The organism is Pseudoxanthomonas spadix (assembly GCF_003703395.1).
Taxonomy (GTDB): Bacteria; Pseudomonadota; Gammaproteobacteria; order Xanthomonadales; family Xanthomonadaceae; genus Pseudoxanthomonas_A; species Pseudoxanthomonas_A spadix.
Genome location: NZ_RDQN01000007.1, coordinates 127,666 through 141,125, shown reverse-complemented (window position 1 = coordinate 141,125; position 13,460 = coordinate 127,666). Strand labels below are relative to the sequence as shown.

Genomic DNA, 13,460 nt, shown 5'->3' with positions numbered 1-13,460 from the left:
TAACGCGTAGGTCCACGGGTACTGGGCTGGATCGCGCCGGGCCATGCGCTCGATCCGGGCGTTCAGCGCGGCCGCGCAGATGCCGCAGGCCCGTCATTGCAAAGCGGCCGGCGCGTCCACACCTTGTGCAGCCCGTCCGCCCCCCAAGGAAGCCTGCTCCCATGTTGTCGCTGATCCAGCGCGTGATCCGCGCTTCGGTGGAGGTGGAAGGGCAGCGCGTCGGTGCGATCGGCCCGGGCCTGCTTGCGCTGGTGGCACTGGAGCCGCACGACGGCCCGACCCAGATCACGCGCATGGCCGAACGGCTGCTGGGCTATCGGGTGTTCGCTGACCAGGCCGGCAAGATGAATCGCTCACTGGCCGAGACCGGCGGCGGGTTGCTGCTGGTCAGCCAGTTCACCCTGGCCGCCGACACGCGCTCGGGGATGCGGCCCAGCTTCACCACCGCCGCACCACCGGAACAGGCTGAACGCGGATTCAACCAGCTGGTGCAAATCTGCCGACAACGCTACGCCGGGGTGGAAACCGGGCGCTTTGGCGCCCACATGTTGGTGGAGCTGGTCAACGACGGACCGGTGACCTTCCTGTTGCGGAGCTGATTTTTTCGCGGCAGGACCCTGAAACCTGAACGCCACGCGGCCAGACTGAGCACGGCCGGGCTGGTATAATACGTGGTTCTCCTGACTTTTCCTTTAAGGCGGCGCAAGCACTCATGGCCAACGAACGTCCTGCCCAGGCATCCGACATCAAGCTGTTGATCAGCAAAGGCCTCGAACAAGGCTACCTGACCTATGCCGAGGTCAATGATCACTTGCCCGACGACATGGTCGACCCGGAGCAGATCGAAGACATCATCGGCATGATCAACGGCATGGGCATCGCTGTCCATGAAGTGGCCCCGGACGCCGAGACCCTGCTGCTGGCCGGCGAGGCCTCGGGCAATCGCGAGGTCGACGAGACCGCCGCTGAGGAAGCCGCTGCCGCGCTGACCTCGCTGGATACCGAAGGCGGCCGCACCACCGACCCGGTGCGCATGTACATGCGCGAGATGGGCACGGTCGAACTGCTGACCCGCGAGGGCGAAATCGCCATCGCCAAACGCATCGAGGAAGGCCTGGGCAAGGTCCAGGCCTCGCTGGGCCTGCTGCCGTCCATCATCGAAAGCGTTCTGGAAGACTACGAGCTGCACAAGGCCGGCAAGAAGCGTCTGGCCGAAGTGATCGTGGGCTTCAACGACCAGGTCGACGAGCCGGAACCGCCGGCCGTCGTCGCCGATGCGGTCGACGCCACCGACGAGGCCGATGCCGAGAGCGTCGACGAGGAAGTCGATGAGGATGCTGCCGAGGAAGAGGCCGGCCCGACCGGTCCGGATCCGGAGGAAGTCGCCCGGCGCATGGAGATGCTGGCCTCGACCCTGGCCAAGTTCAAGAAGGGCTACGCCAAGGCCGGTGCCGACAACAAGGCCGGGGCCAAGCTGCGCGCGGAAATGGCCGACATGTTCGTAACCCTCAAGCTGCCACTGGCGCTGACCGATACCCTGGTCAAGAACGTGCGCGAGGTGCTGCAGCAGATCAAGGACCAGGAGCGCCGGGTGCTGCACCTGTCCACGGTCACTGCCAAGATGCCACGCAAGGACTTCATCCGTTCGTGGGAAGGCAACCAGACCAACCTGGAATGGGTCGACGAAGCCCTCAAGCGCAAGCAGAAGTGGTCTTCCGGCCTGCGTGAGGTCAAGGACCAGATCATCGCCGAGCAGCGGGCCACCATCGCGGTGGAGCAGGCGATGTTCATGAGCCTGGCCGAGCTGAAGGACATCAGCCGGCAGATGGCCTATGGCGAGGCCAAGGCACGCAAGGCCAAGAAGGAAATGGTCGAGGCCAACCTGCGCCTGGTGATCTCCATTGCCAAGAAGTACACCAACCGCGGCCTGCAGTTCCTGGACCTGATCCAGGAAGGCAACATCGGCCTGATGAAGGCGGTGGACAAGTTCGAATACCGGCGCGGCTACAAGTTCTCCACCTACGCCACCTGGTGGATCCGCCAGGCCATCACCCGCTCGATCGCCGACCAGGCGCGCACCATCCGCATCCCGGTGCACATGATCGAGACGATCAACAAGCTCAACCGCATTTCCCGGCAGATGCTCCAGCAGTACGGCCGCGAGGCCACGCCGGAGGAGCTGGCCAAGGAGATGGACATGCCCGAGGACAAGATCCGCAAGGTCATGAAGATCGCCAAGGAACCGATCTCCATGGAAACCCCGATCGGCGACGACGAGGATTCGCACCTGGGCGATTTCATCGAGGACACCAACGTGGAGTCCCCGGTGGAGAACACCACCAACATCAACCTGATGGAAACGGTGCGCGACGTGCTCGCGGGCCTGACCCCGCGGGAAGCCAAGGTGCTGCGCATGCGCTTCGGCATCGACATGAACACCGACCACACCCTGGAGGAGGTCGGCAAGCAGTTCGATGTCACCCGCGAGCGCATCCGCCAGATCGAGGCCAAGGCCCTGCGCAAGCTGCGTCACCCCTCGCGCTCGGAAACCCTGCGCAGCTTCCTGGACATCGATTGATCCTCTGAACGCATTCCTTGCGAGCAAGGCTTGCCGTCCGCACGGGCCCGCCATCGGCGGGCCTGTTGCGTGATGGCCGGCCGGTTCTGTCATCCCAGGCCATGGGCGCCACCACGCCCGGACGCTAACGCATCGCGCAGTAGCATCGGCAGGCGTTGCCCCCCACCTTGAGGAAAACGCGTGCGCCGATGCGAAGCCTTCACCGCCACCGCCGCCACGCCGCGGCGGCCGGTGTCCCCGACACGGCCCACCGGCCCCACTTCATCCAGGTCGTGCTGCCGCGGCCCTGAGCTGTCCACGGCGGTTGTTGCACTGCAGCTGTATTCTTGCAGCCATGCCCCCGCTGTCATTGCGTCCTTGAACCCATCCTTGAACCTGGCCCGGACGCCAGGCGCCCGCATCGCGATGCCGCGCCGGCAGCTGCCGGTGTCCTTGCCATGCGCTGTCGCCGCGGCCGCCCTTCCCCCTGTCATGGAGTACCGGCCGCCGTGCTGGACCCAATGAAGACCGTCGCGCCCATCAACGTCTGGCAGGTCGAGCCGCCCATCAGCGAAGAAGCGGTGGCCTACGAACTGATGCCGCCGCCGGCGCCGCTGCCGATGCCGCAGCAGTCGCTGCGCGCCGGCAAGCTGCAGAATCCGCCGATGCCCTCGGCGCCGCCCAACATGGTCGCGCGCCGGATCTACATCTTCGGCGGGACCGCGGCGATCACCCTGGTGGCGCTGTACCAGATGTTCCGGGTGATGGCCACCGACGGACTGGGCGTGCTGGAGGTGGTGTTCCTCGCCCTGTTCACGCTGCTGTTCGCCTGGGTGGCGCTGTCGTTCGTCAGCGCGTTGGCCGGCTTCGTGCTGATCGTCACCAGGCGTCGGCGACGGCTGGGCCTGCGCCCGGAGGATCCGCTGCCCACCCCGACCGTGCGCACCGCCCTGTTGATGCCCACCTACAACGAGGAGCCACAGCGGCTGATGGCCGGCCTGCAGGCGATCTACGAGTCGGTGCGCGATACCGGGCGCCTGGCGCAGTTCGACTTCTTCATCCTGTCCGACACCACCCGCGGCGCGATCCGCATGGAAGAGGTCATCGAGTTCCATCGCCTGCGCGAGCGCCTGGGCGGGGCGACCAATCTCTACTACCGCCACCGCGCCGACAACGTCGAGCGCAAGGCCGGCAATATTGCCGAGTGGGTGCGCCGGTTTGGCGCCGCCTACCCGCAGATGCTGATCCTGGACGCGGACAGCCTGATGACCGGCGATACCATCGTGCGCCTGGCCTGGGGCATGGAGCAGCACCCGGACGTGGGCCTGATCCAGTCGTTGCCGCTGATCGTCAACGGCAGCACCCTGTTCGCACGCATGCAGCAGTTCGCCGGGCGCGTGTATGGCCCGGTAGTCGCCCACGGCGTGGCCTGGTGGCACGGCACTGAGAGCAACTACTGGGGCCACAATGCGGTCATCCGCACCAAGGCCTTCGCCGACCACGCCGGCCTGCCCAAGCTGGGCGGCATCAGGCCGTTCCGGGGGCATGTGCTGAGTCATGACTTCGTCGAGGCCGCGCTGATCCGCCGCGGTGGCTGGGCCTGCCACATGACCCCGGCACTGGGCGGCAGTTTCGAGGAAGGCCCACCGTCGCTGACCGACCTGCTGGTGCGCGATCGCCGCTGGTGCCAGGGCAACATCCAGCATATCGCGGTGCTGCCCGCACGTGGCCTGCACTGGATCAGCCGCACCCATTTCATGATCGGCATCGGCCATTACTTCACCGCGCCGATGTGGGCCATGATGCTGCTGATCGGCATCGCCATCCCGCTGGAACAGGCCGGGGCGCTGGTCAGCCTGCAGGCGCTGGAGCATTTCTCGCCGATGTCCTACTGGCGATCGCTGGACCCCGAGCGCATCGTCTACGTGTTCCTTGCCACGATGTTCGCGCTGTTCGCGCCCAAGGTGATGGGTTACCTGGCCGCGCTGGCCGATCCCCAGGTGCGCCGCGGCTGCGGTGGCGCGCTGCGCATGGTCGTGAGCATCCTGGTGGAGAGCGTGCTGGCCGCGCTGATGGCGCCGATCGTGATGTACGTGCAATCGCGTGGCGTGGCCGAAGTGCTGGCCGGGCGCGACTCGGGCTGGGACGCGCAGCGCCGCGATGACGGCAGCATGCCCTGGTCCACGCTGGTGCGCCGCTACGGTGGGCTGTCGCTGTTCGGTGCGCTGATGGGCGCGGCGGCGTACGTGGTCTCGCCGGCACTGCTGGCCTGGATGTCGCCGGTGATCATCGGCCTGGTGTGCTCCATCCCGATCGTGGCGCTGACGTCCTCGCGTGGCGCCGGCCGGTTGCTGCGGCGCCTGCACCTGCTCAGCATTCCGGAAGAAACCGTGCCGCCGCCGATCCTGGTGCGCGCAGCTCGCCTGCGCCAGCGCATCGAGGCCGAAGCCGAGGCGGCCGCTGCCGCTTCAACCCCCGGCGCCTGACCGCAGCAGCAGCCTTCCACGCGCGCCAGGCGCCAGCGCCGCCGGTACAATGCGCTCCCCGCGGGCCTATAGCTCAATGGTTAGAGCAGAGGACTCATAATCCTTTGGTTCCAGGTTCGAGTCCTGGTGGGCCCACCATTCGCGCCTGCGCTACAGGTCTGATACGTGCTCGTTGTCGAGCAACTCAAATCCAGGCGGCATGACCGCGAGGGGTTTGCGTGTGGCGAGCCCACGCTGGATGCCTACCTGCGGCAGCAGGCCGCCCAGCACCATCGCGCCGGCATCAGCACCACGCACGTCCTGGTGGATGACGGCGATCCGGCCCGCATCCTCGGTTACTACAGCCTGTCCGCTGCCCAGCTTCTGCTCACTGACTTGCAGGAGGCGGATCGAAAGCGCCTGCCCACCTACCCGGCGCCGGCCATCCGCATGGGACGACTAGCCGTCTCGACCAGTGAGCAGGGCAAGGGGCATGGTGGCTACCTGCTGGCGCATGCCGTGGCGCGTAGCCTGGGGCTGCGCGACAAGCTAGGTGTGCGCGTGCTGCTGGTGGATGCGCTGCACAAGGACGCGGCCGGTTTCTATCGCGCCTATGGCTTCCGCGAAGCCACGGCGAATTCGCATACGTTGTATTTGTCGTTGGGCAATGTATGAACACGTTACAGGGGCCACTGTGTCACGACTGACCGACTTGACTGCCGAGGTCCGCCAGCGGGCGGGCCGGTCGAGCGCTCTTGGCGCGGCGGCGCCACCACGGGCCGGCGGCTCCCCACCCGGGATCTGCCTGGAGTGGTCGATCAGCGCCTGGTGATGCAGTTGCGTGCGCAGTGACGCCCAGCGCGCCCTCCAGGTGATCCCGAACCGCTCCAGGACGTGGCTGAAGCGGTGCAGGGTGTACCTGGGATCGCGGGCCGGGTTGCCCATGTGCGGCATCGTGGTCACGGCGATCTGCTGACCATGCGCCAGCGCCGCCATCCGCTCCGGCGTATCGAGCGGGACGAATCGCTCGCCTCCGCCCTTGGCCCTGCCCTGATCCGCAGGTAGAGCTGGGATTGAAGTTGCTCCAACGGCAGGCCGGTCGCCTCGAACTCGACCACTTCAGCACGGCGATGATCTGGCTCTGGATAAAAACCGGACTTCTTCATGGAATCCCCTCGGGTCAGGCGACGAGACAGGTCCACTTCTGGCGTCAGCTCGTGGCGGGGGACTGGATGACCGCGGATGGCGCACCCCCAGATGGCGCACCCGCCGCCGCGGGCAGGGGGCCTTGCTCTGGTCCGGCAGCTACATGGCCAGCAGCCAGGTGCGCAATGTGCTGTTCCAGCAAGCACGTCAAGCCAACCCGGCAGGTTGGAGCGGCCGAACCCCCAAAACCGGGATCGTAATCGACGCAATGGCGTTGAATACCGGGACAAGGCGGCCGTCGCGGCAGCGACCGAACACTCCAAAAGCCGCATGAATCAGGCGATAACTCCCTTGACATGCGCCGGTAGGGGCACGGCTCAGCCGGGGAACTTGGGGAACTTCTCGTCCGGATGGTTCTTCTTCCACTCGTGATAGGCAGCGGTGCCTTCCCAGGCGGAGAACGCGCGCGGCGGGCGTCCGCGGCCGCTCCAGGTCTCGCCGGTGTGCGGTAGCCAGTACTTGGGAGCCACTTGCTGGCGTGAGCCGGTGGCGGGCTTCCTGGCCTTGGCGCCGGCCACGACGTAACCGGCGATTTCCGCCTTCTGCCTGGCATTGAACTGTTCGGCGAAGTGCTTCAGCAGCGAGGTGATCTGCTCGAAGGCCTCGCTGGACTGCTGGCTGAGCAGCTCGACTTCCTGAGCCTCCAGCGCGCGCAGTTCTTCGGCCAGCTTGGCCTTGGCTTCGGCGATGGCGGCCAGGTTGGTGTTTTTCGACGTCATGGGGTTGGGATGCACCGGGATGGAATGTGGTCGCCATTCTCGGCGCTTGCGCCCACGCCGGCAATCAGGTCCCTGCAATCAAGCCCTGATCCGGTCGCGATGTGGCCTGCAGGCAACGCGGCCGGCCGTCCGACGCGCCCGTGCCCGGCCGAGGGCTTCGGCCGGGCACGGGCCTTGATGCACGCGCATCGCCCGGATGCGCAGCGCGGCTTTCGGTCGCGCAACAGCAAAACGGGCGCCCTGCGGCGCCCGTTTCCTGCATCGCGGCAAGGCACCGCAGGTCGATCAGTAGCGGTAATGCTCCGGCTTGTACGGGCCGGCCACGTCCACGCCCAGGTAGTCGGCCTGCTCCCTGGTCAGGGTGGTGAGCTTGACCCCGATCTTCTCCAGATGCAGGCGCGCCACTTCCTCGTCCAGCCGCTTGGGCAGGCGGTAGACGGCCTTTTCGTACACCTCGCGGTTCTGCCACAGGTCGATCTGCGCCAGGGTCTGGTTGGAGAAGCTGTTGGACATCACGAAGCTCGGGTGGCCGGTCGCGCAGCCCAGGTTGACCAGGCGGCCTTCGGCCAGCAGGAAGATCGCGTGGCCATCGGCGAACACGAACTTGTCCACCTGCGGCTTGATGTTGATGCGCTGCGCGCCGCAGGCATACAGCGCCTCGACCTGGATTTCGTTGTCGAAATGGCCGATGTTGCAGACGATGGCCTGGTCCTTCATCGCCTGCATGTGCGCCAGGGTGATGATGTCCTTGTTGCCGGTGGTGGTGACGTAGATGTCGGCCTGGCCCAGGCTGTCCTCGACGGTGTTGACCTCGAAACCCTCCATCGCCGCCTGCAGCGCGCAGATCGGGTCGATCTCGGTGACGATCACGCGCGCACCATAGGCGCGCAGCGAATGGGCCGAGCCCTTGCCCACGTCACCGTAGCCGCAGACCACGGCGACCTTGCCGGCCAGCATCACGTCCATCGCGCGCTTGAGGCCATCGGCCAGCGACTCGCGGCAGCCGTAGAGGTTGTCGAACTTGGACTTGGTGACCGAGTCGTTGACGTTGATCGCCGGCACCAGCAGCTTGCCTGCTTCGGCAAGCTGGTAGAGGCGGTGGACGCCGGTGGTGGTTTCTTCCGAGACGCCCTTCCAGTCGGCGACCACCCGGGTCCAGTAACCCGGGCGCTCGACGGCCACGCGCTTGAGCAGGGCCTTGATCACCCCTTCCTCGTGCGAGGCGGCCGGCTCGTCGACCCAGCTGGAACCATTTTCCAGCTCGTAGCCCTTGTGGATCAGCAGGGTGACATCGCCGCCGTCGTCCACCACCAGCTGCGGGCCGGTCAGGGTGCCGTCGGCCAGGGTGAAGGTCAGCGCGTCCAGGGTGCAGTCCCAGTACTCCTCCAGGCTCTCGCCCTTCCAGGCGAACACCGGCGTGCCGGTGGCGGCGATCGCCGCGGCGGCGTGGTCCTGGGTGGAGAAGATGTTGCACGAGGCCCAGCGCACGTCGGCGCCAATGTCCTTGAGCGTCTCGATCAGCACCGCGGTCTGGATGGTCATGTGCAGCGAGCCGGTCACCCGCACGCCCTTCAGCGGCAGGCTGGTGGCGTGTTTGCGGCGGATGGACATCAGCCCGGGCATCTCGTGCTCGGCGATGTCGATTTCCTTGCGGCCCCAGTCGGCCAGGGCAATGTCGGCAACCTTGTAGTCGCCGTCGGTGGAAAAGCTCTTCAGTCGTGCGTTCATGCAGTGTGCTCCGGTCAAGGGCGGGCTCTGGAAGCTCGCGGTTGCCGGGCGCCGTTGTGCGGTGTCATCGCCAAGCCTGGCCCGGGTTGCGTGCATGGCACGAAGTCAGGTCGCAGCGCCCCTTGAGCGAGGCGCGCAGTATATCGCCCCCTCAGGGCGAGGGATGAATGCGCCGCTGGCACTTGCAGTAGGCTTGAAGTCCCCTTGTGACCAGGTCAGCGTGGCTCTCGCGATGAATTCATCTGCAACTGTGTCGGCATCCTCGCCGGTTTCCGAGTACGCCGCGCCCGACCTGCCGCTGCGCGATGACGTGCGCCGGCTGGGCGCGGTGGTCGGTGACATGTTGGCCGAGCAGGTCTCGCCCGAGTTCCTTGACCAGGTCGAGGCCATCCGCACCGCCGCCATCGCCCGTCGCCAGAAAGGCGAGAGCACCCAGGGCCTGGCCCAGACCCTGGCCGGCATGCCTGCCGGCGACGCACAGGCGCTGATCCGTGCCTTCAGCGCCTACTTCCAGGTGGTCAACATCGCCGAGCGCGTGCATCGCATCCGCCGCCGCCGCGATTACCAGCGCCAGGGCGATGCGCCGCAGCCCGAAGGCCTGCATGCCAGCCTGCTCAAGCTCAGGGCGCAGGGCGTGGACCTGGCCGAAGCCAGCGCCTGGCTGGAGCGGATCGACCTGGAGCCGGTGTTCACCGCGCATCCGACCGAGGCGGTACGCCGGGCGCTGCTGGAAAAGGAACAGCTGATGGTGGCCAGCCTGGTCGCCGGGCTGGACGGGGCGCGCACGCCGGGCGAGGCGGCCACCGATGCGGCGCGCTTTCGCATGGCGCTGACCGCGGCCTGGCAGACCGCCGACTCCTCGCCGGTGCGGCCGACCGTGGACGACGAGCGCGAGCATGTCGGCTTCTACCTGACCGAAGTGCTGTACCGGGTCATTCCGGTGTTCTACGAATCACTGGAGCACGCCTTCACCGCAACCTACGGCAGCGCCCCGGAGCTGCCGCGCGTGTTGCGCTTCGGCACCTGGGTGGGCGGCGACATGGACGGCAACCCGAACGTGGATGCCGGCACCATTGCCGCGACCCTGCGCGCGCAGCGGCACGCGATCGTGCATCGCTATCAGGCCGAGCTGAAGGCGCTGGGCAGCCTGCTCAGTCAGTCCACGCAACTGGTGCAGGTCTCACCCGAGGTGCTCCGGCGCGTGGACCAATACCGCGCGCTGCTGCCGGAGGCGGCCGCCCGCGCCCGTCCGCGCCACGCCGACATGCCTTACCGCCTGCTGTTGGACCTGATGCGTGCGCGCCTGCACGCCACCCTGGACGAGCAGGATCGCGGCTATGCCGGGCCCGAGGCCTTCGGCCAGGACGTGGCGCTGATCCTGCACAGCCTGGAAGCCAATCGCGGCGTGCATGCCGGCTGGTTCGCGGTGCGGCGGCTGGCCTGGCGGGTGCGCACCTTCGGCTTCCATCTGGCGCGGCTGGATGTGCGCCAGGAATCGGGCGTGCATGCGCGCGCGCTCGCCGCGGCGCTGGGCGATGCCGGCTTGGAGGCACGCGATGCCAGCGCGCGCGCCGAGTTGCTGCAGCCCTATGCCGCGGGCGAACAGGTCCTGCCGGCCAGCACGGAGGAGGGCAATTCGCGCCTGGACGCGGTGTTCGCCGCGTTGAGCCAGGCGCGGCGCCTGCACGGTGCCGACGCGCTGGGCGCCTACATCATCTCGATGGCGCACAGCCGCGCCGACGTGCTGACCGTGCTCGCCCTGGCCCGTCGCGGCGGGCTGGTGGACGATCAGGGCCAGGTGCCGCTGGATATCGCGCCCCTGTTTGAAACCGTGGAGGACCTGCGCCACGGCCCGGAAGTGCTGCGCGAACTGGCCACCGATCCGGTCTATCGCAGGCACCTGGCCGCGCGCGGCGACACCCAGATGGTGATGCTGGGCTATTCGGACAGCGGCAAGGACGGCGGCACGACCGCCTCGCGTTGGGGCCTGCAGCGTGGCCAGGTGGAGCTGCTGGAAACGGCGCACGCGCTGGGCATCAGGCTGACCTTCTTCCATGGCCGCGGCGGCTCGATCAGCCGCGGCGGCGGCAAGACCACCCGGGCGGTGGATGCCTCCCCGCGCGGCAGCGTCGATGGCCGCCTGCGCGTGACCGAGCAGGGCGAAGTCATCCACCGCAAGTACGGCATCCGCGCGCTGGCGGTGCGTTCGCTGGAGCAGTCGCTGGGCGCGGTGCTGGTGTCCAGCATCCGCCCGCGTCCGCCCGAGCCGCGCGAGGCGCAGTGGCGCAGGATCATGGACACCGTGTCCAGGGCCAGCAATCGTGCCTACCGGGACTTCGTCGGCGCGCCCGGCTTCATGGACTACTTCCGCAGCGCCACCCCGATCGACGTGATCGAACGCATGACCCTGGGCTCGCGCCCCTCGCGCCGACTGGGCCAGGACGCGGCCCTGGACAACCTGCGTGCGATCCCGTGGGTGTTCGCCTGGAGCCAGGCGCGCGCCACCATTCCCGGCTGGTACGGCGTGGGCAGCGGCCTGGCCGCGGCGGTGGCCGAGTTCGGCGAGGACGCAGTGCGCGAGATGGGCCGCGACTGGCCGTTCGTGCGCACCTTCCTGGACGACATCGCAATGGTGCTGGCCAAGGGCGACCTGGGCATCGCCGCGCTGTTCTCGCAGCTGTCCGGCGAGCTGCACGCGCGGTTCTTTCCGCTGATCCAGGCCGAGCATGCGCTGACCCGGCAATGGCTGCTGCGCCTGAACGGCAGCGACACCCTGCTCCAGCACGACCAGCGCCTGGACCTGTCCATCCGCCTGCGCAACCCGTATGTGGACCCGATGAGCCTGCTGCAGGTGGACCTGCTGCGCCGCTGGCGCGCCGCCGGGCGCGAGGACGAAGGCCTGCTGCGCGCGCTGGTGGCCAGCGTCAACGGCGTTTCGCAAGGCGTGCAGAACACCGGTTGAACGCGCCCCCCGGCCAGTGCCGCGTGGCCCCTGGGAAGTGGCCGCTGGAAGCGACCGGTCGCGCTGGCAAAACGTGCACCCCCGGCGTTGCACGTCGCTGTCCGAACGCTGAATCCCGGCGCTGGTTGCCGGCTTGAAAATGCGCTGCGTGCGCCTATCTGTGCCGTCGCCAGTCCGGTGCGCCTGGCCGCGGCGGAAGGCTTCGCCGACCAGCACGGTCGCGCGGACCGGGTCGGCATTTACCGAAACCCTTCCGGAGATGACTGTCATGAGTGTGAGTCAGTTGATTCCTTGGAACCGCAACCGCGTCGCCGCCGCCCCGCAATCGGCCTTGCGCGAAACCCCGGACCCATTCGTGTCGCTGCATCGCGAAATGAATCGCCTGTTCGACGATCTGTTGCGGCAGGCCGACCAGTTGCTGCCCAGCCGCGCCGCGGATAACGGCAACTTCGCTTCCGGCTGGCCGAGCGTTGAGGTGGTCGAAAAGGAGCGCGAGATCGTGATCAGCGCGGAACTTCCCGGCATGCAGGACAAGGATGTTGAAGTGACCTTCGAAAATGGCGAACTGATCCTGCGCGGGGAACGTCGTGGCGCGCACGAGGACAAGGAGCGCCGCTTCAGCGAACGCTGGTACGGCCGCTTCGAGCGCCGCATCCCGCTGGACGTGGAGGTGCAGGTCGACCAGGCGCGCGCCGAGTTCCGCGATGGCGTGCTGAGCGTGACCCTGCCCAAGAGCGAGAGCGCCATTGCCACGCCGGTGCGCATCCCGGTCGGCAAGGCCGCCTGAGGCCGCCTGAGACCACGCGGCGCTGGCCGCCACGTCGTTTGATCGCCGGCGCGGGGGACTTCCCCGCGCCGGTTTTGTTTGGCTGAGCCCAACGACGCCGGCCAGCGAAGGCCCTTGCTGGCACGTGGCCAGCCGAAGGCGCCATGACGCCTCTTCCGCGCCCGTGGCGCGCCGGTTTCAGCTCAATTGAGGGTTGCCGGATCCGGACCGCGACGCTGACCGGCATCCAGCTCGGCGATGGCGGCCATGTCCTGGTGGCTGAGCTTGAAGTCGAAGATGTCGATGTTCTCCCTGATCCGCGCCGGAGTGACCGACTTGGGGAACACCACCAGCCCCAGCTGGATGTGCCAGCGCAGGATCACCTGGGCGGCGGTCTTGCCGTGGCGCTTGCCGATGTCCTTCAGCACCGGGTGTTGCAGCAGCTCGCCGCCCTGGGCGATCGGGCTCCAGGACTCGGTCAGGATGCCGTGGGCCTGGTGGTAGTCGCGCAGGGCGCTCTGCTGCAGCAGCGGGTGCAATTCGATCTGGTTGACCGCGGGCATGACCCCGGTTTCGGCGACGATGTGCTCGATGTCCTCGATCCGGAAATTGGACACGCCGATCGACTTTGCCTTGCTCTGGTCGCGGGCCTGGATCAGCGCCTTCCAGCTGTCGATGAACCTGCCATTGGCCGGGCACGGCCAGTGGATCAGGTACAGGTCCACGTACTTCAGCCCCAGCCTGGACAGGCTGGCGTCCAGCGCCTTGAGCGCGCTGTCGTAGCCCTGGTCGGCGTTCCACAGCTTGGTGGTGATGAACAGGTCCTCGCGGGCGATGCCGGCCTGGGCGATGGCCTGGCCGACGCCTTCCTCGTTCTTGTAGATGGCGGCGGTGTCGATGTGCCGGTAGCCGGCGTCCAAGGCGGTGCGCACGGCCTGTGCGGTCTGCTCGGGCGGGGTCTGGAACACGCCCAGGCCGAACTGCGGGATGGTCCGGCCGTCGAGCATTTCCAGGAACGGGACGTTGGGCATGGAAGGCTCCGGGTGCGGTGGGTTGG

General features: G+C 67.6%; 9 protein-coding genes, 1 tRNA gene and 1 riboswitch. Of the genes, 7 read left to right on the top strand and 3 right to left on the bottom strand.

Annotated features, from left to right (window positions below; all coding sequences use genetic code 11):
• Nucleotides 1-161 precede the first annotated feature (161 nt).
• From dtd to D9R12_RS12150, 5 genes are all read left to right on the top strand, one after another.
• Complete coding sequence (dtd, locus tag D9R12_RS12170) at nt 162-599, top strand: D-aminoacyl-tRNA deacylase (protein WP_122230825.1); 438 nt, start codon at nt 162-164, stop codon at nt 597-599.
• Between the two features lie 113 nt (nt 600-712).
• Nucleotides 713-2,578, top strand: coding sequence for an RNA polymerase sigma factor RpoD (gene rpoD / locus D9R12_RS12165; protein WP_122230823.1), 1,866 nt, complete (start codon nt 713-715; stop codon nt 2,576-2,578).
• Between the two features lie 500 nt (nt 2,579-3,078).
• The gene (gene mdoH, locus D9R12_RS12160) at nt 3,079-5,043 is read left to right on the top strand and encodes a glucans biosynthesis glucosyltransferase MdoH (RefSeq protein WP_280518419.1); all 1,965 of its coding nucleotides are present in this window, start codon (nt 3,079-3,081) and stop codon (nt 5,041-5,043) included.
• 62 nt (nt 5,044-5,105) lie between these two features.
• A tRNA-Ile gene (locus tag D9R12_RS12155) sits at nt 5,106-5,181 on the top strand.
• Between the two features lie 27 nt (nt 5,182-5,208).
• Entirely contained in the window at nt 5,209-5,697 is a 489-nt protein-coding gene (locus tag D9R12_RS12150; protein ID WP_122230821.1) for a GNAT family N-acetyltransferase, read from the top strand.
• Nucleotides 5,698-6,545: 848 nt separating this feature from the next.
• Here the strand turns inward: D9R12_RS12150 and D9R12_RS12145 are convergent.
• The gene (locus D9R12_RS12145; protein WP_014159782.1) at nt 6,546-6,947 is read right to left on the bottom strand and encodes an H-NS histone family protein; all 402 of its coding nucleotides are present in this window, start codon (nt 6,945-6,947) and stop codon (nt 6,546-6,548) included.
• Between the two features lie 285 nt (nt 6,948-7,232).
• Nucleotides 7,233-8,675: an adenosylhomocysteinase gene (gene ahcY / locus D9R12_RS12140; RefSeq protein WP_122230819.1), complete on the bottom strand. Its 1,443-nt coding sequence runs from the start codon at nt 8,673-8,675 to the stop codon at nt 7,233-7,235.
• Nucleotides 8,676-8,714: 39 nt separating this feature from the next.
• Nucleotides 8,715-8,806: riboswitch (S-adenosyl-L-homocysteine riboswitch) on the bottom strand.
• A gap of 101 nt (nt 8,807-8,907) precedes the next feature.
• Between ahcY and ppc the strand changes: the two genes are divergently transcribed.
• Together ppc and D9R12_RS12130 are read left to right on the top strand one after the other, a co-directional pair.
• Complete coding sequence (gene ppc / locus D9R12_RS12135) at nt 8,908-11,637, top strand: phosphoenolpyruvate carboxylase (protein ID WP_122230817.1); 2,730 nt, start codon at nt 8,908-8,910, stop codon at nt 11,635-11,637.
• 268 nt (nt 11,638-11,905) lie between these two features.
• Entirely contained in the window at nt 11,906-12,424 is a 519-nt protein-coding gene (locus tag D9R12_RS12130) for an Hsp20/alpha crystallin family protein (RefSeq protein WP_122230815.1), read from the top strand.
• Between the two features lie 182 nt (nt 12,425-12,606).
• Here D9R12_RS12130 and D9R12_RS12125 read toward each other — a convergent pair whose 3' ends face one another.
• Nucleotides 12,607-13,434: an aldo/keto reductase gene (locus tag D9R12_RS12125; RefSeq protein ID WP_122230813.1), complete on the bottom strand. Its 828-nt coding sequence runs from the start codon at nt 13,432-13,434 to the stop codon at nt 12,607-12,609.
• Nucleotides 13,435-13,460 lie beyond the last annotated feature (26 nt).

Bases quoted from the DNA above. Each gene is read 5' to 3' on its own strand.
- D9R12_RS12125 (WP_122230813.1), bottom strand. From the start codon at position 13,434: ATGCCCAACGTCCCGTTCCTGGAAATGCTCGACGGCCGGACCATCCCG.
- ppc (WP_122230817.1), top strand. From the start codon at position 8,908: ATGAATTCATCTGCAACTGTGTCGGCATCCTCGCCGGTTTCCGAGTAC.
- ahcY (WP_122230819.1), bottom strand. From the start codon at position 8,675: ATGAACGCACGACTGAAGAGCTTTTCCACCGACGGCGACTACAAGGTT.
- D9R12_RS12145 (WP_014159782.1), bottom strand. From the start codon at position 6,947: ATGACGTCGAAAAACACCAACCTGGCCGCCATCGCCGAAGCCAAGGCC.
- mdoH (WP_280518419.1), top strand. From the start codon at position 3,079: ATGAAGACCGTCGCGCCCATCAACGTCTGGCAGGTCGAGCCGCCCATC.
- rpoD (WP_122230823.1), top strand. From the start codon at position 713: ATGGCCAACGAACGTCCTGCCCAGGCATCCGACATCAAGCTGTTGATC.
- dtd (WP_122230825.1), top strand. From the start codon at position 162: ATGTTGTCGCTGATCCAGCGCGTGATCCGCGCTTCGGTGGAGGTGGAA.
- D9R12_RS12130 (WP_122230815.1), top strand. From the start codon at position 11,906: ATGAGTGTGAGTCAGTTGATTCCTTGGAACCGCAACCGCGTCGCCGCC.